This is a genomic window from Aliisedimentitalea sp. MJ-SS2, from assembly GCF_032586155.1.
In the GTDB taxonomy this organism is placed as follows: domain Bacteria; phylum Pseudomonadota; class Alphaproteobacteria; order Rhodobacterales; family Rhodobacteraceae; genus JAWHTC01.
Window position 1 is genome coordinate 964,631 of record NZ_JAWHTC010000001.1, and the last position, 17,240, is coordinate 981,870.

The window sequence follows — 17,240 nt, forward strand, 5'->3', positions numbered from 1 at the left end:
ACGGACGGAGGAGAGCGATGAGCGAGATGCAATCCATAGATGACGTACAGGCGATGCTGGCGGGGCAGGATTATGTTTGTGGCCGGGCCTTGGCGACGGTGGTGTTTTTGTCGTTGCGGCTGGGGCGGCCGTTGTTTCTTGAGGGCGAGGCCGGAGTCGGCAAGACCGAGATCGCCAAGGCGATTGCCAGCGGGTTGGGGCGGCGGTTGATCCGGCTGCAATGTTACGAGGGGCTGGACGCGGCCAGCGCGGTTTACGAATGGAACTTTGCCGAGCAGATGATTGCCATTCGTACCGCCGAGGCGGCGGGCGGGGCCGACCGGGACGTGCTGAAGACCGAGCTCTTTACAGAAGAATATCTTATCGAGCGTCCCTTGCTTCAGGCGATGCGGGAGCAGGACGGCGGCGCGCCGGTGCTGTTGATTGATGAGCTGGACCGCACGGACGAACCCTTCGAGGCGTTTCTGCTTGAGGCGCTGTCAGATTTCCAGGTGACGATCCCCGAGCTGGGCACGGTCAAGGCGCCCGAACCGCCGATCGTGATCCTGACCAGCAACCGCACACGCGAGGTGCATGACGCGCTGAAGCGGCGGTGTCTGTATCATTGGGTGGATTATCCCAGCTTTGATCGCGAGATCGAAATCCTGCATGCCCGCGCGCCCGAGGCGGCGGAAGAGCTGTCACGGCAAGTGGTTGGCTTCGTACAGAAATTGCGCTCCGAGGATCTGTTTAAACGGCCCGGTGTGGCTGAGACGATTGACTGGGCCAAATGCCTGCTGGCGCTGGATGTGATCGACCTGTCGCCGGAAGTGATTGCCGATACACTGGGGGCAATCCTGAAGTATCAGGATGACATAGCGCAACTGCAGGGCAGTGAGGCCAAGCGGATTTTGGATGAGGTCAAAGCGGAGTTGGAGCCGGTATGATCCTGTATCGCCCTACCGGCTTGAAAGAGTTGTTGTTGGTGCGCGATTCCGGCTGGAAAGAGTGGCCGCCGCGTCTGCCGGACCAACCGATTTTCTATCCGGTTACAACCTTCGACTATGCCGAGAAGATCGCGCGTGACTGGAACTCAGTAACACCAGTGCCGGACAATCTGGGGTTTGTCACGCGTTGGGAAATGTCTGATGACATCATTGAAGCATATCCTCTTCAACTTGCTGGGGGTCGCGACCACGAGGAGTTGTGGGTACCTGCGGAAGATATGGAAGTTTTCAATGAGAGGATCGTCGGTGAAATCGAGGTGATTGCGGCCTATCGCGACAAGGCACCGATTGACTTGAATGAAGCGCAGCCATTGTGGCAATCATCCTGATGCTTCATTTTGCCCAAAATACTCCGGGGGTTTGGGGGCAGCGCCCCCATGGCGGCTGATGGTTGAACTTCCCGACCTTGAATTGCCGGACAATCCCCGGCTGACCCATAATATCACCCATTTTGCCCGCGCCTTGCGCAAGGCGGGTTTGCCGATCGGTCCGGGGCGTGTGATTGACGCCATTCGCGCAGTCGAGGCGGCGGGGTTTACCGAGAAACGTGATTTCTACTGGGTGCTGCATGCCTGTTTCGTGAACCGCCCGGAACATCGCCGGATCTTTGCCCAGGTGTTCCGGCTATACTGGCGCGATCCGCGTTACATGGAACATATGATGTCGATGATGCTGCCGGCGGTGCGCGGTGTGCAGGAAGAACGCCGGGCCGAGGCAGCGGAAAAGCGGGCGGCAGAGGCGCTGCTTGACGGGGTCAATCGTGATCTGCCGGATGTGCCCGAGGCGGGCGAGGACGAAACCAAGATCGAGATCGACGCCTCGGCGACCATGTCGGGTGAAGAGCGGCTGCGGTCGTTGGACTTCGAGCAGATGAGCACAGAGGAGGTGGCGCAGGCCAAGCGTATGCTGGCGCAACTGAGTCTGCCGGTGAAGCCAATCCCGTCGCGGCGCACACAGGCGGCAAACCTGGGTCACAAGCTGGATTGGCGGCGGACCTTGCGTAGCTCGATGCGGCGCGGAGGAGAGTTGCAAAAACTGGAAATGAAGACGCCGCGGATGCGTTGGCCCAACCTGGTGGTGTTGTGTGATATTTCCGGCTCGATGAGCCAGTACAGCCGCATGGTGCTGCATTTCCTCCATGCGGTGGCCAACCACAAGGGGGCGGGCTGGGCCAAGGTGCATGCGTTTACCTTTGGCACGCGGCTGACCAATATCACCCGGCACCTGGCAACACGCGACGTGGATCAGGCGTTGAAATCGGCCGGGACCGAGGCGCAGGACTGGGAAGGCGGCACGCGGATCGGCGCCTGCCTGCATGCGTTCAACCGCGACTGGTCGCGCCGGGTCATGGGGCAGGGAGCCGTGGTGCTGTTGATCACCGACGGGCTGGACCGCGACGAAGTGGGGCTGCTCGAACGGGAAGTGGAGCGTTTGCATCTGAGTTCGCGGCGGCTCATCTGGCTCAATCCGTTGCTCCGCTGGGACGGATTTGCACCCCGTGCGCGTGGGATCGCGGCGATGCTACCCCATGTGGACAGTTTCCGCGCCGGGCATTCGATTGCCTCGCTGGAAGACCTGGCACGGGCGATCTCGCGGCCCGAGGATGCGGGTGAAAAGGCGCGGTTGATGGAGGCGCTGCGCGACCGTTGAGGCAGGACCAGGATTTCTCGAAAACTCTTGGCCAAATTCGCCGGAAAGCTGCTGTGTGCTACTCGGGCAGAGCGCAGAGACTGCTTTCGACGCGAGTCATCAGGAAACTCTTGTCATCGGGTTCGGCCGTTAGCACCTCTTCGCCCTCATCGCAGTCATGAAAATAGATTTCATTGTTTATTTTTAGCAGGATCTGGTCGGGCCCGCGATCTTCCAGTGAAAACTGCCCACCGTCGCATTCCAGGCCGCATCCCATTCCGTCGCCTTCGGGCCAACAGAAACCGGTTGCGTTGTACATGTCCGGATAACCCCGCAAGGCAACCCAAAAATTGACGACGATCTCGGGTGCGTCCGGATACAGCATCGGTTTCCCGTCGGTGCCGAATGGGCCCGAGTGTTTGGCATCATGGGTCAGCCGGATATGGGTGACCCGTTGCAAGGGGTGCTGCGCCAGGTGGCTGTCAGAATAAACCCGTTCATAACAGCTTTGCTCGGCACCGAAATGGCGGCTGAGAGGGGGCTCGGCCAGAGCGGGAGAGCCAAGCAGGACAAGACAGGAAAGTGCAATGCCACGCATGAAAAACTCCCGTGTTTGAGCCGGTTTGAATTCGTTTGATCAAACCATTTTTAGCTGAATTGCGATAGGTTTGATTTGCGTCATTTACAATTCAATCCAGGTGGTCTTGTTTGGTCTCAATTGGCAGATAGGTGGCTTTTTCGCAGTTCCGAATTGCGGGGCTGTTGAAGGCGTTTTTTGGGGTATCGAGGCCGTTGCGATGCGGATCGCGGCGGCTTTGCCAATATCTGCCCGTGCCGGAAACACGGCCAAAGTCGGGGGAGACAAGCCGGCGAGGGCGCGCCATAGTGAGCTTTGCGAGGGGAGGAAACGCGATGGAACGGTTCGACAATATGCCGGAAACCGCGCTGGCGTGGCATCGTGCCGGGCGTAAGGTTGCATTGGCCACCGTGGTGCAAACCTGGGGCAGCGCCCCGCGCCGTGTGGGTAGCCAGCTGGTTATCGCCGAGGATGGTGCCATCGAGGGCTCGGTTTCGGGCGGTTGTGTCGAAGGTGACGTTGTGCTTGAGGCCTTGGAAGCGATTGCCGAGGGGGCCCCGCGGGCGTTGGAATACGGAATTTCCGATGGCGATGCCTTTGCCGTGGGGCTGGCCTGTGGCGGCACCATCCGGGTGTTGGTCGAACCGGTGGGGCCGGTTCTTCCGGTGGCGCTGTTGCAAGAGCTGGTGGCGGCACGGGCCGCACGTGACAAGGTGGCGGTGGTGTCGCCGCCCGAGGTCGGGGTACGGCGGCTGGTCCGCGAGGGTTTTGACGACCGGTTCCGCATGGATTGGTCGGGGTTCGAGGAAGACGGCAGTTTTGTCACTATCCACAACCCGCCTTTGCGAGTGATCATTGTCGGCGCGGTGCATATTGCCCAGGCGCTGGTGCCTATGGCGCGGCTGGCCGGGTTCGATCCGATACTGATCGAGCCGCGCCCGGCCTTTGGCAGTGAAGAGCGTTTCCCCGGCGAGACCATCGTGGATGAGTGGCCGGATGAGGGGGTGCGGGCTTTGGGCCTGGACGGGCGGACCGCGCTGGTGTTGCTGACCCATGACCCGAAGCTTGACGACCCGGCACTAATCGAAGCTTTGGAGACGGATGTGTTTTATATTGGCGCCCTGGGGTCGACCCGGACGCAGGCAAAGCGGGTCGCAAGGATGCAGGAAGCGGGATTGAGTGACGCCCAGATTGGTCGAATTCACGGGCCCGTGGGGCTGGACATTGGCGCAGCCAGCCCGGCCGAGATCGCAGTGTCGATCCTGGCGGAATGCTTGCAGGTGCTGAGAAAAGGGGAGAGCGGACAATGAAATTCGGACCGGTTTCCATTGGTCAGGCCGAAGGGGCCATTTTGGCGCATTCGGTCAAGGCGGGCCGCAAGAAGCTGCGTAAGGGAATGGTGCTGGAAGGGGCGCATATCCAAGCGCTGCGCAAGGCCGGAATCAAGACCGTTACAGTAGCACAGCTCGAGGCCGATGACAGCCACGAGGACGTGGCGGCGCAGGCGCTGGCACAGGCGCTGGTGGCGGGCGGCGATGACGGGTTGAGATTGACCAGGCCCCAGACCGGGCGTGTCAACATCCTTGCCCGGAGACCGGGGGTTGTGACGATGGACAAAGACCAGGTGAACAAGGTCAACAGGGTCCATCCGATGATCACTGTGGCGACGGTACCGCCTTTTCAGCAGATGGAAACCGGCGGCATGGTCGCGACGGTCAAGATTATCTCTTATGGCGTGCCGGGGATGGACCTTGGCAATGCCGTGGGCAAGGCACGACGCGCGATCAAATTGAATGAGCCGATTTTGGCAAGTGCGTCGCTGATCATCAGTGACATTCCCGGCGGAGCTGGCAAAAAGGGGCGCGCAGCCATTGAAAATCGGTTGACCCGGTTGGGGGTGGAATTGATCGAGACGATCACGGTGGCGCATGAGACCGAGGCCCTGACAGAGGCCATCAAGGCGGCCGAGGGGGAGTTGATTCTGATCCTGACCGGCTCGGCCACGTCAGACCCGCAGGATGTGGCGCCCGAGGCGCTGCGTTTGGCAGGGGGCAAGGTACGCCGTTTCGGGATGCCGGTTGATCCGGGCAACCTTTTGTTTGTCGGACGTGTGAAGAAGGGGCGTCCGGTGATCGGATTGCCGGGCTGTGCCCGCTCGCCCAAGCTCAACGGGGCCGATTGGGTGTTGAGCCGTGTGGTCTGTGGTATTGATGTGGGCAACAAGGATATTGCCGCGATGGGGGTTGGCGGGCTGTTGAAGGAAATCCCGACCCGGCCGATGCCGCGGTTGGGGAAGACTCCCAAGAATTGATCAGAACCGGGGCCTGGCGGTTTGTGCCATTTGTGGTTGGTGCTTTCCGGTCTGGTTTCCGGCCTCAAGCCGCCACTCGAACAACCCGGCCCCCCTTCATCTGACTAAAAAATTACCGGAGGTCTGGGAGCTGGCCCTCCGGCCGGTCGGATTGCGCAAGCAATTCGAAAACCTGTTCAAGGTCAGAAATCGGACCTCGTTTCAAACTCGGTCGACGGTCTCAGACGGGTTTTCGGGCGATGAAGTCGATATAGGCGGCCACACCTTTGCCGGACTGGGCTTCGCGTTCGTATTCCTTCACTTCCAGCACCTCACAAGTGGGGAAGCATTCGCGCAGGGTCTTCTCGGTATACATATTCTCGACGAAGGGTGGGCCGCCGGTGCCATGGGCAACCTGTTCGGGTGTATAGCCGTGCAGGATGATCAGCCCACCGGGTTTGGTGGCCTTTTGCATCTTGGCGAAGAGCTTGTTGCGTTCGACCGGGCCGACGAATTGGATGAAGAGGCCCATCACGATGTCGTATTGGCCTTCGAATTCCTGGGCGAGTACGTCGAACTGGCGGAAATTGACCGTGGCGCCGCGCTCGGCAGCCAGCATCCGCGCCTTGGCCAGCGCCGAAGGGGCAAATTCCAGCGCCGTGACATCCAGACCGCGTTCGGCCAGATGGACCGAGTTGCGGCCCTCGCCATCGGCGACGGACAACACGGTCTGGCCGGGTTTGAACCAGTCGTCGTATTCGATCATGAACCGGGCGGGGTCCTTGCCGAAAACGAAATCGGAGGTGGCGGCAAAACGTTCTTCCCACATGGCCTGATATCCTGTTCCAGAATTGAAAAACGCCCCGCGAGTGCGAGGCGTTCAGGTATTTAGGTATGGATCACTTCTGCGGCAAGGGCGCGATCATCATGATCATCTGGCGGCCTTCCATCTTGGGCATGTTTTCAACCTTGCCGACCTCGGCAATGTCGTCCGCCACCCGGAGCAGAAGCTCGCGGCCAAGGTTCTGGTGCGCCATTTCGCGACCGCGGAACCGCAGCGTGATCTTGACCTTATCGCCATTGCCCAGGAACTTGAACACGTTGCGCATCTTCACATCGTAGTCATGCGTGTCGGTGTTGGGGCGGAACTTCACCTCTTTCACCTCGATGATCTTTTGCTTCTTGCGGGCCTCGGATTCGCGTTTCTGCTGTTCATATTTGAACTTGCCGAAATCCATGATCTTGCAGACCGGGGGCGTGGCATTGGGCGAGATTTCGACCAGGTCAAGCCCGGCCTCTTCTGCCAGGTCCATCGCCCTGCGCGGGGAAACAACCCCGTGGTTTTCGCCTTCGGCGCCGATCAGGCGGATTTCGTCGGCGCGAATCTTGTCGTTGACGCGGGGGCCAGTGTCGCGCTGTGGGGGCGCATTGTGAGGTCTGCGGGCTATGGTTTTGATCCTTCGGTTGTTTTTCAACGGGTTTCGAGGGTGCAAGGTAGCTGCGCGGGCCGGGCACTTCAAGCGGCAAAATTAGCCACATTTGGGCAGAGTGCGACGAGATTCCCCCTAGTTCCCCCTTGTGGACAGGTGGCAAAGAGTGCATCCCGACAGCGTTATGAATGTCCGGCGCCGGAGTTGGCGTCGTAAACGGGGACGAAAACTATGAAAAACCTGATCTGGGCTGCTGTGGCCGTTGTTGTGATTGGCGGTGGGTACTACTGGTACTCGGAAAATGCACGTCAGGCGGAAGAAGCTGCTGCCGCCGCCGCAGCCGAAGCCGCGAAGAAGGCTGAAGAAGAGGCTGCCGCCGCTGCGAAGAAAGCCGAGGAAGAGGCTGCTGCCGCTGCCGCCGAGGCTGCCAAGAAGGCCGAAGAAGAGGCCGCTGCCGCTGCTGCCGAAGCTGCGAAGAAGGCTGAGGAAGAAGCTGCTGCCGCTGCTGAGGCTGCCAAGAAGGCCGAAGAAGAGGCCGCTGCCGCTGCTGCCGAAGCTGCGAAGAAGGCCGAAGAAGAGGCTGCCGCCGCTGCGAAAAAAGCCGAGGAAGAGGCTGCTGCCGCTGCCGCCGAGGCTGCCAAGAAGGCTGAAGAAGAGGCTGCTGCCGCTGCGAAGAAAGCCGAGGAAGAGGCGGCTGCTGCCGCTGCCGAGGCCGCCAAGAAGGCCGAAGAAGAGGCCGCTGCCGCTGCTGCCGAAGCTGCGAAGAAGGCTGAGGAAGAAGCTGCTGCCGCTGCCGAGGCCGCCAAGAAGGCTGAAGAAGAGGCCGCTGCCGCTGCTGAAGCCGCTGCTGCCGAAGCCGAGGCGGCTGCGGAAAGTGCCGACGGGATGGCCGATTTGCTGACCGTGGACGGGTTCAACATGGACAAGGTTGTCGAGATGATCGACGGCACCGATGCCATCGGCGCGATGGAAAAGACCCTGCTGAAAACCGGCCTCGAGAAGGCCAAGGACAATCCCGAGCTGCTGAAAGCGACGCTGGACAAGATCAAGGAAGCGATGGGGATGTAAACCTAACGCCATCCGGTAAAAAGAAACCGCGCCGATTTCCGGCGCGGTTTTTCTTTGGTTGGAGTGGGCACGGTGGGCAGGTTGCCCACCCTACAGTCAATCTAGGAAGGCTTTTTCCACCACGTAAGTCTTGGGATCGGAGTTGGCACCTTCTTCGAGCCCGAACTCTTCGAGCATGTCCTTGAGTTCAAGGTTGAAGGCGAGGTTGCCGCAGATCATGGCCCGGTCATGTTCGGGTTTGATCGGGGCGACATCCAGGTCCTCGAACGCCTGACCCGAGCGCATCAGGTCGGTGATGCGGCCCATTTTCGGGCTCTCTTCGCGGGTTGTGGTCGGGTAGTATTTGATCTTCTTCCAGAAACCTTCGCCGATCACTTCGTTCAACAGCTCGTCATGTTTCAGGCTGTCGATGATCGCGGCACCGTATTCCAACTCGCCACAGGTGCGGCAGGTGTGGGTGATGATGACCTCGTCATAGTCGTGATAAGTCTGCGGTTCGCGCAAAAGCGAGGCGAAGGGCGCAAAGCCAGTGCCGGTGGCAAAGAACCAGAGCCGCTTGCCGGGCAGCAGCGCATCATGCACCAGCGTGCCCACCGGTTTGGGGCGCAGGATGATCTCGTCACCGGGCTGAATATGCTGCAGTCGAGACGTAAGCGGACCGTCGGGGACCTTGATCGAGTAGAATTCCAGCTCTTCGCCCCAGGACGGTGAGGCGATGGAATAGGCCCTGAGCAGCGGTTTCTGCTTGCCCGTCTTGGGGTCCGGATCGCCCATCAGCCCGATCATCACAAACTCGCCCGAGCGGAAGCGCAGCGCCGACGGCCGAGACACGCGGAACGAGAACAGTCGGTCGGTCCAGTGTTTGACGGAAAGAACAGTCTGCGCATCGGGCAGGGCAGGGGCCTTGGGAACTTTGATGTTTGTATCGGTCACTGGGGTCAACTCGGTCATTTCATTAGCGGGCAAACGTGTTTGCCCCTCCTTAAAGCGTCACGCCAAAAATCTGAATAGAGGTTTTTGGCGTGACGCGAGAAACTTTCATGTGATGCGCAGCGCTTCAATTGCCCCGGAACAGGTGCAGGGCGAGACGCTTTGACAGATTGCGGTGGGTTTTAAGGTATATTGCTCGTGCGTCTTTGATCTGGCTCAAATTGAACCACGTGCCGTCGCGGGAGGTTGGTCAGGCGGCGGAACGCAGCCGGGACTGGAAATCGTGATCCCTCCAGTCGGCGCGAAACAGCCAATCGGCCTCGGGTTGGCGTTCGGCAAGCGATGCGGGGATTTCAACCTCGTCGAAACCGGCGCGGCGGGCCATGGCGTATTGATCGGCCACCAAAGGGCCGGCGGCGCGCAAGCGACCGTCGTAGCCCGCAAGCCGCAGTTGACGTCCGAGCGTGAAGCCACGGCCATCGGCAAAGCTTGAGAACTCGACGCGGATCATGCCGATGCTGGGCAGGCGTTGGGCCAGATCGGACAGGTTCGCGGTGTCGGGCGTCAGGATCAGCCCGGCACCGTTTTCCCCGGCGATATGGCGCGGGTTGCGGGTATAACCATGGGCCCAGTCCTCGGGGACAAAGCCGGTGTCGCGGATCAATTGGGTGGTCATTGGTCGTTTCCTTGGCGCGTGTTTCGGATGGCTTTGCCATTGGCAAAGTGGATGCCGCATTCGATCTTGTCGCGGCCGCGCCAGCGTCCGGCGCGCGGGTCTTCACCGGGTTTCGTTGGCGTGGTGCAGGGGGCGCAGCCGATCGAGGTAAAGCCGCGCGCGACCAGCGGATGGCGCGGCAGGTCGTGCGCGTCGAAATACGCAGCCACCTGAGCGGGCGACCAGTCGAAAAGCGGGTTGAGCCGGACCTTGCCGGCGTCCGGGTCTCGTTCGACCGCTTGCAGGCTGGCGCGCGTGCCCGACTGGGCTCGTTTGCGCCCGGTGATCCAGCCGTCGAACTGCGTCAGTGCGCGGGTCAGGGGTGCGGTCTTGCGCAGGGCGCAGCAGGCATCGGGATCGGTTTGGTGCAGGCTGTTGTCCGGGTCTGACTGTTCTGTAACGGCGCGCAGGATGTGCAGGTTGCCCAGGCCCAGATGCGCGGCCAGCTCCGACTGGTACGCCAGGGTTTCGGCAAAGAGCAGATGGGTGTCGAGAATCAAAACCGGCACGTCCTGGTCGATGCGCGACGCCATATGCAGCAGAACCGCGGCCTCGGCCCCGAAGGACGAAACCAGTGCGATCCGGCCTAGGGCGCCGGAAAGGGCATAGTCGAGCAGGTCTTCCGCTTTGCGGTCGGCGAAATGCGCGTCCAGCAGCGACAGGCTGCGTGGATGCAGCAGGCGCGGACCGCCCGGCGCGGTTGGATCGGTCAGGTGTAGCATGTCGATCAAGCCGATATCTTGGTGGTTTCGGGATAGAGTGCCGCCTTGAATGGGGCCATGCCGACCCGGTCAAACGTGGCTGAGAAGCCTTCGTCCGCATCGCGGCGCAGCACGAGATGGGCCTGCGCGAGCCGTTCGATGGCGGGAACGATGTCGTCGGCGGAAAAGCCGGGGCCGGTGCGGGTGCCGACGCGCATGTCATCGCCCGGTGCGCCGCCAAGAGTGATCTGGTAGGTTTCCACGCCACCCCGGTCGAGCCCGAGAATGCCGATATCGGCCAGATGGTGATGGGCGCAGGCGTTGATGCAGCCCGAAATCTTGATGCCCAGCTTGCCCAGTTTTCCGTCGAGACCGGTGTCATGCAGCATGGCCGACAGGTCCTGCGCGAGCGGGATCGAGCGCGCGGTGGCAAGGGCGCAGTAATCCATGCCGGGGCAGGCGATGATATCGGATGCGCGTCCGACATTGGCGGTGGCAAGCCCGGCGGCCAGAAGGCCATGATAAAGCGCGGGCAGGTCGGCCAGCGCCACATGCGGCAGGACGATGTTCTGCTCGGGGGTGAAACGCAGTTCGCTATGGGCATGGCGGTCGGCCAGATCGGCCAGAATGCGCATCTGGTCCGAGGTGATATCGCCCGGGGTGCCGCCATAGGGTTTGAGCGACACGGTCACGATGGCATGGCCCGCCCGTTTGTGCGGGGCAAGGTTGGTATCGGTAAAGCTGCGGAACCCCGGATCGGCGTCGCGCGCGGTGTAATAGGGGGCCGCATCACGCAGCGGCAAGACGGGCAGGGCGAATTGCTGTTCGAGCTGGGTGAGCAGGGCCTGATCGGCGCCTTTGAACGTGGGACGGCGGCGGGCAAACTCGATCTCGACCAGATCGCGCAGGTTCTCCAACCCGTGTTCATGCACCGCGATCTTGATCCGCGCCTTGTACTTGTTGTCGCGCCGGCCCAGCAGGTTGTAGGTGGCCAGCACCGCCTCGAGATAGGGCAGAAGATCGGCCTGCGGCAGGAACTCGGCCAGGGTCTGGCCGACCATCGGGGTGCGGCCCAGACCGCCGCCGATCAGTACCTCATAGCCGATCTGGCCATCATTTTGACGGATGCGCACGGCGAGGTCATGCGCCTTGAGCACGGCGCGGTCGGTGGTGGCGCCGGACACGGCGATCTTGAACTTGCGTCCCAGAAACTGGAATTCGGGGTGATCGGTGGACCACAGGCGGATCAGCTCGGCCAGCGGGCGGGGATCGGCAATCTCGTCGGCGGCAGCCCCGGCAAAGGGGTCGGCGGTGACATTGCGGATGGTGTTGCCGCTGGTCTGGATCGCATGCAGGTTCACGGTGGCCAGATGATCGAGCATGTCGGGAATGTCGGTCAGGCGCGGCCAGTTGAACTGCATGTTCTGGCGGGTGGTGACATGGCCGTAACCACGGTCCCACTTGTCAGCGATATGGGCCAAAGCGCGCAGTTGATCCGCGTTGAGCGTGCCATAGGGGACGGCCACCCGCAGCATGTAGGCATGCAGTTGCAGGTAGACACCGTTCATCAGGCGAAGCGGCTTGAATTCCTCTTCTGTCAGATCGCCCGCGAGACGGCGGGCGACCTGGTGGCGGAACTGGGCGTTGCGCGTGGCGAGAAAATCCTGCGACATGGGAGCGATCCGTTTCTGCGGGGCCGGTTATTCGGCCGCGATGGCGTGGGGTTGCGGGGCGGCGACGCTGGGACCCTGGGCGCGCAGCGCCTCGCGACGGGTCAGCGGCACGGGACCGTTATCGGTGATCTCGACCTCGGCCAGGTGGGCATCGACCACCAGACGGGTCTGGCCCTGGGCCACGAAAAGGCGGAAATCGGCGTGTTCCGTGTCGTCGATGAACTCGGCGGTCAGGATCTCGGGGCTCCATTCATCGCAGCCGGTGAGATAAACGACATCACCGGTGTCGAGCGCATTGGCAGTAACAACGTGGAAGTTGGGTTGGGTCGACATGGTTTTGCTCCTGCGTGTGAGGTGTTTCTTGTGTCTAATTTAGGAAAATGTTCTGCCTGAATGCTAGATGGCTGGAAAAACAAGAACGTATGTTTTAGTGTTCCCCTGTGATGGCGAAATAATTCGCCAAGATAGGAGATTGGCAGAATGGCAGTGCGACTGGATGATCTGGACCGGAAAATCCTTTCCGAGCTGCAACGCGATGCGGGGCAGTCATTGGACGAAATCGCCCGCAAAGTAGGCTCTTCCAAGACGCCGGTATGGAATCGGGTGCGCAAGATGCGCGAGAGTGGAGTGATCCGCCAGCAGACCGTTCTGCTGGATGCCGAGGCCCTGGGTTTTGAGGCCTGTTTCTTTGTTCTGATCCGCACCAGCGAGCATGATGCAGATTGGCAGGCGCGGTTCCTGAAAGCGCTGCAAGACCGACCCGAGGTGCAGGAGGCGCACCGGCTGGCGGGGGATATCGACTATATCCTGAAGGTGCGGGTGCAGAACGCGCGGGCTTATGACGTGTTTTACCAGGCGCTGATTTCAGAGGTGAAGGTGCATAACGTTACCGCGCTGTTGTCGATGGAGGAGATCAAGGCGAGCGTGGCGTTGCCGCTATAGATTTGCGAACCATGGCGGGCTGAGAAACGATTTATCGCGAAAAACCGGTGCGGGCGCTCACCTAACGATTGACCATCAGCCGGGCCAGCCCATGGAAATGGTAGCTGTCAGCGTAGGAAGGTGGTTCGGCCAGTTGCAGGCCCGGACAGCGAGCGAATAGAATTTCCAGCGCCAGGGTAATTTCCAGCCGTGCCAGTGGGGCGCCGACACAGAAATGGATGCCACCGCCAAAGGCGTGGTGGGGAACCGCCTCGCGGGTCGCGTCAAAGCGGTTCGGCTCGGACCAGGTTGACGGGTCGCGACCGGCCGCCGCCAGCAGAAGGCCCACCCGGTCGCCGCGTTTGAAATCATGGCCGAAGGCGGAGAAGTCTTCATAGGCATAGCGGATGAACATGTGCAGCGGGGGATCGAAGCGCAGGCATTCCTCGACCGTGTCGGGGGTTATTTTCCGTGTGTCATGCTCCAGCAAGGTTTTAACGGCGTTGCCAATGGAATGCACGGTGGCCTCGTGACCGGCATTCAGCAGCAGGATGCACGTGGAGACCAATTCGTCGGTGGTGAGCTGGTCGCCTTCTTCCTCGGCAGCGATGAGATGCGAGAGCAGGTCACATTTCGGGTCCGAGCGGCGGGATTCGATATGGGCCCGTATGAAACTGGCGAATTCATCCGCTGCCTGGGCGGCGGCGTCTTCCATCGCGCGGGTACGGCCCGCTTGGTACATGCCGACCATGTCGTGGGACCAGGCCAGGAACTGATCCGCCATCTGTTCGGGCACGCCCAGCAGACGGCAGATCACGGTGACGGGGATACGGCTGGCAAAGGCCGGGATCAGGTCGAAAGGCTCATCGGGGAAGGCGTCGATCAACTCGCGCACCAGGGTGCGGATCTGCGGGGCCAGGGCCACGATGCGGGCCGAGGTGAAGGAACGCGTGACAAGGCGGCGCAACCGGGTGTGGCGCGGCGGTTCGGCCTCGAGCATGGAATTGGCTTCGAGTGCGTAGAAGGGCGCCAGATGCTCAGGGATCGGCATGGTCAGCTCGGGAGGGCATTCGCGGCCCATGCGACGGTCGCGCAGGAGCGCGTGCACCGCCTCATGAGAGGTGGCGCAGATCAGGTCGTAATCCTGCCAGAAAAACAGGTCGCCCCCGGCGCGGGCACGGTCATAAAAAGGATAGGGATTCTGGACAAAATCGGGATCGGTAGGCGATTGGGCGAGGCTCTGCATTCGGGCATTTGCGCGCAACACTCTGGTCAATGCAAGCGGGTCGCGGTTAAACCGATGCCATGGATAGGTGGATTTTCAGGCGGGCCGCATTGGTGCTTGGCTTTGTTGTCGTGGTGTTTGCGATGACGGCGGGCCTGTTTGTTTACGGCTATGGCCAGGCTCTTGGGCAGCTGGCGCGGCGTGGTGAAGCCGACCTTGCGCTGGCCGCAGACCGGTTGACCGGCCAGTTGCGCCGGTACCAGGAGATGGCGGTTCTGCTGGCGGACCACCCGACATTGACGGGTGATCGGGCAACGGCCGAGGCGCTCTTGTTGGCGGCGTCGGACAAAACCGCGGCGCTGAACCTGATCTATGTGGACCGGCAGGGGCAGGTGTTGGCGCGGGCCAACACAAGCGGCCCGGGAGAGGTCGCGGCAGGACCGTGGGTCGCACGGGCAATGCAGGGGGCGTTGGGCTCGGGGCACGGGCTTTACGGGGCCAGACAGTTGCGGGCGCATTTCTATGCTGCACCGCGGTTTGGCGCGGATGGTCAGGTTAAGGGCGCTTTGATCGTTGTCGTCGATCTGGCCAAGCTGGAAGATGACTGGCGCGGCTCGCGCCCGGCGGTGTTCTTCGTTGACGAGGGCGGAGAGGTGTTTGTCTCGAACCGCTCGGAAATCCTGTTCTGGCGGCGCGAGGCGGGGCAGGCAGGCTTGCAACCTGCGATGTTGCGGCCACCGGCCTTCGAAGCGGTGAAACGGTCGGGACATGACATCTGGCGGATAGATTGGGGAGCTTACATCCCGCGCGAGTCGCTGCACCTGGTGCGTGACCTGCCGGTGATCGGCATGCAGGCCGAAGCGCTGGTGGGCACAGGCCCGGCCAAGCGGATCGCGATGTTGCAGGCGGTGGTGTTCGCGGCGCTGTGGCTGGTATTCGGGGCGTTCCTATTCCTGGCGATGGAAAGGCGGCGCACGCTGGCCGAGGCGAACCGTTTGTTGGAGGCGCGGGTCGAGGCGCGGACGCAGGAATTGAAACGCGCCCAGGCGGATCTGGTACAGGCAGGCAAGCTGAGCGCGCTTGGGCAGATGAGTGCAGGGATCAGTCACGAGCTAAACCAGCCGCTGATGGCGATCCGTCAATTTGCTGAGAATGGCGAGGCTTTCATCGACCGTGGCAAACCCGAAAAGGCGCAGGAAAACCTTGGCCGCATCTCTGCGTTGGCGGCGCGGGCGGCACGGATCATCAAGAACCTGCGGGCATTCGCGCGCAATGAAAGCGAGCCGATGGGGCGCGTGGATCTGGTGCAGGTGATCGAAAATGCGGTCGAGTTGACTCAGACGCGATTGAAGAGTGACCGCGTGAGGCTGATTTGGGATCGGACGGGTGAGCCGATCTATGCCTATGGCGGTGAGGTGCGGCTGACGCAGGTCTTTGTCAACCTGATCAACAACGCCGCCGATGCCATGTCCGGGCAAGAGCCGGAGAAGACAATTCGAATAGCCATAGAAAAGGGCCCGATGTTGCAGGTGACCGTAGAGGACAGCGGGCCGGGCATTGCCGATCCCGAGCGCATGTTCGAGCCGTTCTATTCAACCAAGGAAGTGGGCAGCGAAGAGGGTATGGGGCTGGGCCTGTCGATCTCTTACGGTTTGGTTCAGAGTTTCGGTGGCAATATTCGCGGGCGCAATGGCACCCGCGGGGCGGTGTTCACCGTGGAATTGGATCAGTGGCGCGAGGAGCAGGCGGCATGACGCGTAAGGTTCTGTTTGTCGATGATGATGCGGCGGTGCGTGAGGCGATTGGGCAGACGCTGGACCTGGCCGAGATGGAGCCGGTGCTGGCGGGATCCTTCGTGGCGGCCAAGGATCAAATCGCGCCCGGTTTCGAGGGGGTTGTTGTCAGTGACATTCGGATGCCGGGGCGTGATGGGTTTCACCTGCTCGATTATGCGCAGGAGGTGGATGCGGAATTGCCGGTGATCCTGCTGACCGGGGAGGGTGACATTCCGATGGCAGTGCGGGCGATGGAGCAGGGGGCGTTCGGGTTCCTGGAAAAACCCTGTGCGCCTGCCGACCTGCTGGCCGAGGTCGAGCGGGCGTTGAAAACCCGGGCGTTGGTGCTGGAGAACCGGCGGCTGAAAGCACAGTTGGAGGCGGGCGATCCGGCGGCAAGGATGCTGTTTGGTACGTCAGAGCTGGCCGAGGAATTGCGCGACAAGGTGCGCAGCGTGGCGGCGACGGGGGCCGAGGTGCTGGTCACTGGCGCGCCGGGCTCGGGCGTGTCGAAAGTGGCCGAAGTGATCCATCTGATGTCCGAACGCGGGCAGGGAGCATTTGTCAAATGCCGGGCGGCACAGATGAGCCCAAAGGAGTTCGAGGCCTCGTTGAGCGAGGCCGCAGGAGGGGCATTGTTCCTGGATGACATTGCGGCCTTGCCGGATCAGACCCAGTTTGCGGCGTTGGAACGGCTGGAGCAGGGCGTTGATGCACGGGTGATAGCCGGGACCACGGTTGATCTGGCGGAACGTGTCGAGACGGGGACGTTCAATGCCGATCTGTTCTATCGGTTGGATGTGATGCGGGTGCGCATTCCGTCGCTGAAGGAGCGGCCCGAGGATATCCCGGTTCTGTTTCGCCACTACGTGGAACAGGCGGCCGAACAGGCGGGGATTGAACCGCCCGAGGTGGCACCCGAACACCTGGGCAGCCTGATGGCGCAGGACTGGCCGGGCAACGCGCGCTCGCTGATGAGCGCGGCGATGCGCTTTGTGCTGGGGATGCCGGAAGAGGTGCAACCAGACACAGGGATGGGGCTGGCTGAGCAGATGGCCCGGGTGGAACGGGCCTTGCTGATTGCGGCTCTCGGGCGCGAGAATGGCAAGGCGTCCAAGGCGGCGGAGCGGCTGAAGCTGCCACGCAAGACCTTCTATGACAAGCTGGCGAAATACGGCATCAAGCCCGAAGATTACCGACGTTGAGCAGGATCCGGCCGCGTGGGCGAAATGCGACAGGCGGGGTGGATTTTCGGTACGGGTGCTCGAATTTTCTTGCCCGGGGCCGTCCTCCGGGGGCAGACAGAGAGCACTTGGGGGC

18 protein-coding genes are annotated in these 17,240 nt (G+C 61.7%); 9 read left to right on the forward strand and 9 right to left on the reverse strand.

The window, feature by feature from the left end; all coding sequences use genetic code 11:
• Positions 1 to 17 precede the first annotated feature (17 nt).
• Genes RXV86_RS04750 through RXV86_RS04760 form a run of 3 tightly spaced genes read left to right on the forward strand, consistent with a single transcriptional unit; the run spans position 18 to position 2,636 of the window.
• Positions 18 to 926, forward strand: coding sequence for a MoxR family ATPase (locus tag RXV86_RS04750; protein WP_316297891.1), 909 nt, complete (start codon positions 18 to 20; stop codon positions 924 to 926).
• Entirely contained in the window at positions 923 to 1,315 is a 393-nt protein-coding gene (locus tag RXV86_RS04755) for an ADP-ribosylation/crystallin J1 (RefSeq protein ID WP_316297893.1), read from the forward strand. Before RXV86_RS04750 ends, RXV86_RS04755 begins: the two co-directional genes overlap by 4 nt.
• A 58-nt stretch (positions 1,316 to 1,373) precedes the next feature.
• Positions 1,374 to 2,636 carry a VWA domain-containing protein gene (locus RXV86_RS04760; protein ID WP_316297895.1) on the forward strand — a complete coding sequence of 421 codons (1,263 nt, stop codon included), beginning with the start codon at positions 1,374 to 1,376 and terminating at the stop codon, positions 2,634 to 2,636.
• A gap of 58 nt (positions 2,637 to 2,694) precedes the next feature.
• Here the strand turns inward: RXV86_RS04760 and RXV86_RS04765 are convergent, their stop codons facing one another.
• Entirely contained in the window at positions 2,695 to 3,213 is a 519-nt protein-coding gene (locus RXV86_RS04765) for a hypothetical protein (RefSeq protein ID WP_316297896.1), read from the reverse strand.
• A gap of 314 nt (positions 3,214 to 3,527) precedes the next feature.
• On the opposite strand from RXV86_RS04765, the gene RXV86_RS04770 reads away from it, so the two are divergent.
• Together RXV86_RS04770 and RXV86_RS04775 are read left to right on the forward strand one after the other, a co-directional pair.
• Complete coding sequence (locus RXV86_RS04770; RefSeq protein WP_316297898.1) at positions 3,528 to 4,502, forward strand: XdhC family protein; 975 nt, start codon at positions 3,528 to 3,530, stop codon at positions 4,500 to 4,502.
• A complete protein-coding gene (locus RXV86_RS04775) occupies positions 4,499 to 5,503 on the forward strand; it encodes a molybdopterin-binding protein (protein WP_316297900.1) in 1,005 nt (334 codons plus the stop codon). Before RXV86_RS04770 ends, RXV86_RS04775 begins: the two co-directional genes overlap by 4 nt.
• Positions 5,504 to 5,723: 220 nt before the next feature.
• On the opposite strand, the gene RXV86_RS04780 is transcribed toward RXV86_RS04775, so the two are convergent.
• Complete coding sequence (locus RXV86_RS04780) at positions 5,724 to 6,311, reverse strand: class I SAM-dependent methyltransferase (RefSeq protein WP_316297902.1); 588 nt, start codon at positions 6,309 to 6,311, stop codon at positions 5,724 to 5,726.
• Between the two features lie 70 nt (positions 6,312 to 6,381).
• Positions 6,382 to 6,930: a translation initiation factor IF-3 gene (infC, locus tag RXV86_RS04785; protein ID WP_367575554.1), complete on the reverse strand. Its 549-nt coding sequence runs from the start codon at positions 6,928 to 6,930 to the stop codon at positions 6,382 to 6,384.
• 213 nt (positions 6,931 to 7,143) lie between these two features.
• Here infC and RXV86_RS04790 point away from each other — a divergent pair, with 213 nt between their 5' ends.
• Positions 7,144 to 7,980 (forward strand): translation initiation factor 3, encoded by an 837-nt coding sequence (locus tag RXV86_RS04790; protein ID WP_316297906.1) that lies wholly within the window; start codon positions 7,144 to 7,146, stop codon positions 7,978 to 7,980.
• 96 nt (positions 7,981 to 8,076) lie between these two features.
• Here the strand turns inward: RXV86_RS04790 and RXV86_RS04795 are convergent, their stop codons facing one another.
• From RXV86_RS04795 to RXV86_RS04815, 5 genes are all read right to left on the reverse strand, one after another.
• Positions 8,077 to 8,931 carry a ferredoxin--NADP reductase gene (locus RXV86_RS04795; protein WP_316297907.1) on the reverse strand — a complete coding sequence of 285 codons (855 nt, stop codon included), beginning with the start codon at positions 8,929 to 8,931 and terminating at the stop codon, positions 8,077 to 8,079.
• Between the two features lie 229 nt (positions 8,932 to 9,160).
• Positions 9,161 to 9,586 carry a DUF934 domain-containing protein gene (locus RXV86_RS04800; RefSeq protein ID WP_316297908.1) on the reverse strand — a complete coding sequence of 142 codons (426 nt, stop codon included), beginning with the start codon at positions 9,584 to 9,586 and terminating at the stop codon, positions 9,161 to 9,163.
• The gene (locus RXV86_RS04805; protein WP_316298451.1) at positions 9,583 to 10,347 is read right to left on the reverse strand and encodes a phosphoadenylyl-sulfate reductase; all 765 of its coding nucleotides are present in this window, start codon (positions 10,345 to 10,347) and stop codon (positions 9,583 to 9,585) included. The genes RXV86_RS04800 and RXV86_RS04805 overlap by 4 nt, the downstream gene beginning before the upstream one ends.
• A gap of 5 nt (positions 10,348 to 10,352) precedes the next feature.
• Complete coding sequence (locus RXV86_RS04810) at positions 10,353 to 11,999, reverse strand: nitrite/sulfite reductase (RefSeq protein WP_316297910.1); 1,647 nt, start codon at positions 11,997 to 11,999, stop codon at positions 10,353 to 10,355.
• A 27-nt stretch (positions 12,000 to 12,026) separates the two neighbouring features.
• A complete protein-coding gene (locus RXV86_RS04815) occupies positions 12,027 to 12,332 on the reverse strand; it encodes a DUF2849 domain-containing protein (protein WP_316297911.1) in 306 nt (101 codons plus the stop codon).
• Between the two features lie 147 nt (positions 12,333 to 12,479).
• Here RXV86_RS04815 and RXV86_RS04820 point away from each other — a divergent pair, with 147 nt between their 5' ends.
• Entirely contained in the window at positions 12,480 to 12,941 is a 462-nt protein-coding gene (locus RXV86_RS04820) for an Lrp/AsnC family transcriptional regulator (RefSeq protein ID WP_316297915.1), read from the forward strand.
• A gap of 61 nt (positions 12,942 to 13,002) precedes the next feature.
• On the opposite strand, the gene RXV86_RS04825 is transcribed toward RXV86_RS04820, so the two are convergent.
• A complete protein-coding gene (locus RXV86_RS04825; protein WP_316297917.1) occupies positions 13,003 to 14,166 on the reverse strand; it encodes a cytochrome P450 in 1,164 nt (387 codons plus the stop codon).
• A gap of 59 nt (positions 14,167 to 14,225) precedes the next feature.
• Between RXV86_RS04825 and RXV86_RS04830 the strand changes: the two genes are divergently transcribed.
• On the forward strand, positions 14,226 to 15,899 hold the full coding sequence (locus RXV86_RS04830; RefSeq protein ID WP_316297918.1) for an ATP-binding protein: 1,674 nt from the start codon (positions 14,226 to 14,228) through the stop codon (positions 15,897 to 15,899).
• On the forward strand, positions 15,896 to 17,125 hold the full coding sequence (locus tag RXV86_RS04835; protein WP_316297921.1) for a sigma-54 dependent transcriptional regulator: 1,230 nt from the start codon (positions 15,896 to 15,898) through the stop codon (positions 17,123 to 17,125). The genes RXV86_RS04830 and RXV86_RS04835 overlap by 4 nt, the downstream gene beginning before the upstream one ends.
• Positions 17,126 to 17,240: the final 115 nt, after the last annotated feature.

Excerpts from the sequence above, each read along its gene's own strand:
- RXV86_RS04750 (WP_316297891.1), top strand. The coding sequence starts at position 18 with ATGAGCGAGATGCAATCCATAGATGACGTACAGGCGATGCTGGCGGGG.
- RXV86_RS04755 (WP_316297893.1), top strand. The coding sequence starts at position 923 with ATGATCCTGTATCGCCCTACCGGCTTGAAAGAGTTGTTGTTGGTGCGC.
- RXV86_RS04760 (WP_316297895.1), top strand. The coding sequence starts at position 1,374 with ATGGTTGAACTTCCCGACCTTGAATTGCCGGACAATCCCCGGCTGACC.
- RXV86_RS04765 (WP_316297896.1), bottom strand. The coding sequence starts at position 3,213 with ATGCGTGGCATTGCACTTTCCTGTCTTGTCCTGCTTGGCTCTCCCGCT.
- RXV86_RS04770 (WP_316297898.1), top strand. The coding sequence starts at position 3,528 with ATGGAACGGTTCGACAATATGCCGGAAACCGCGCTGGCGTGGCATCGT.
- RXV86_RS04775 (WP_316297900.1), top strand. The coding sequence starts at position 4,499 with ATGAAATTCGGACCGGTTTCCATTGGTCAGGCCGAAGGGGCCATTTTG.
- RXV86_RS04780 (WP_316297902.1), bottom strand. The coding sequence starts at position 6,311 with ATGTGGGAAGAACGTTTTGCCGCCACCTCCGATTTCGTTTTCGGCAAG.
- RXV86_RS04790 (WP_316297906.1), top strand. The coding sequence starts at position 7,144 with ATGAAAAACCTGATCTGGGCTGCTGTGGCCGTTGTTGTGATTGGCGGT.
- RXV86_RS04795 (WP_316297907.1), bottom strand. The coding sequence starts at position 8,931 with ATGACCGAGTTGACCCCAGTGACCGATACAAACATCAAAGTTCCCAAG.
- RXV86_RS04800 (WP_316297908.1), bottom strand. The coding sequence starts at position 9,586 with ATGACCACCCAATTGATCCGCGACACCGGCTTTGTCCCCGAGGACTGG.
- RXV86_RS04805 (WP_316298451.1), bottom strand. The coding sequence starts at position 10,347 with ATGCTACACCTGACCGATCCAACCGCGCCGGGCGGTCCGCGCCTGCTG.
- RXV86_RS04810 (WP_316297910.1), bottom strand. The coding sequence starts at position 11,999 with ATGTCGCAGGATTTTCTCGCCACGCGCAACGCCCAGTTCCGCCACCAG.
- RXV86_RS04815 (WP_316297911.1), bottom strand. The coding sequence starts at position 12,332 with ATGTCGACCCAACCCAACTTCCACGTTGTTACTGCCAATGCGCTCGAC.
- RXV86_RS04820 (WP_316297915.1), top strand. The coding sequence starts at position 12,480 with ATGGCAGTGCGACTGGATGATCTGGACCGGAAAATCCTTTCCGAGCTG.
- RXV86_RS04825 (WP_316297917.1), bottom strand. The coding sequence starts at position 14,166 with ATGCAGAGCCTCGCCCAATCGCCTACCGATCCCGATTTTGTCCAGAAT.
- RXV86_RS04830 (WP_316297918.1), top strand. The coding sequence starts at position 14,226 with ATGGATAGGTGGATTTTCAGGCGGGCCGCATTGGTGCTTGGCTTTGTT.
- RXV86_RS04835 (WP_316297921.1), top strand. The coding sequence starts at position 15,896 with ATGACGCGTAAGGTTCTGTTTGTCGATGATGATGCGGCGGTGCGTGAG.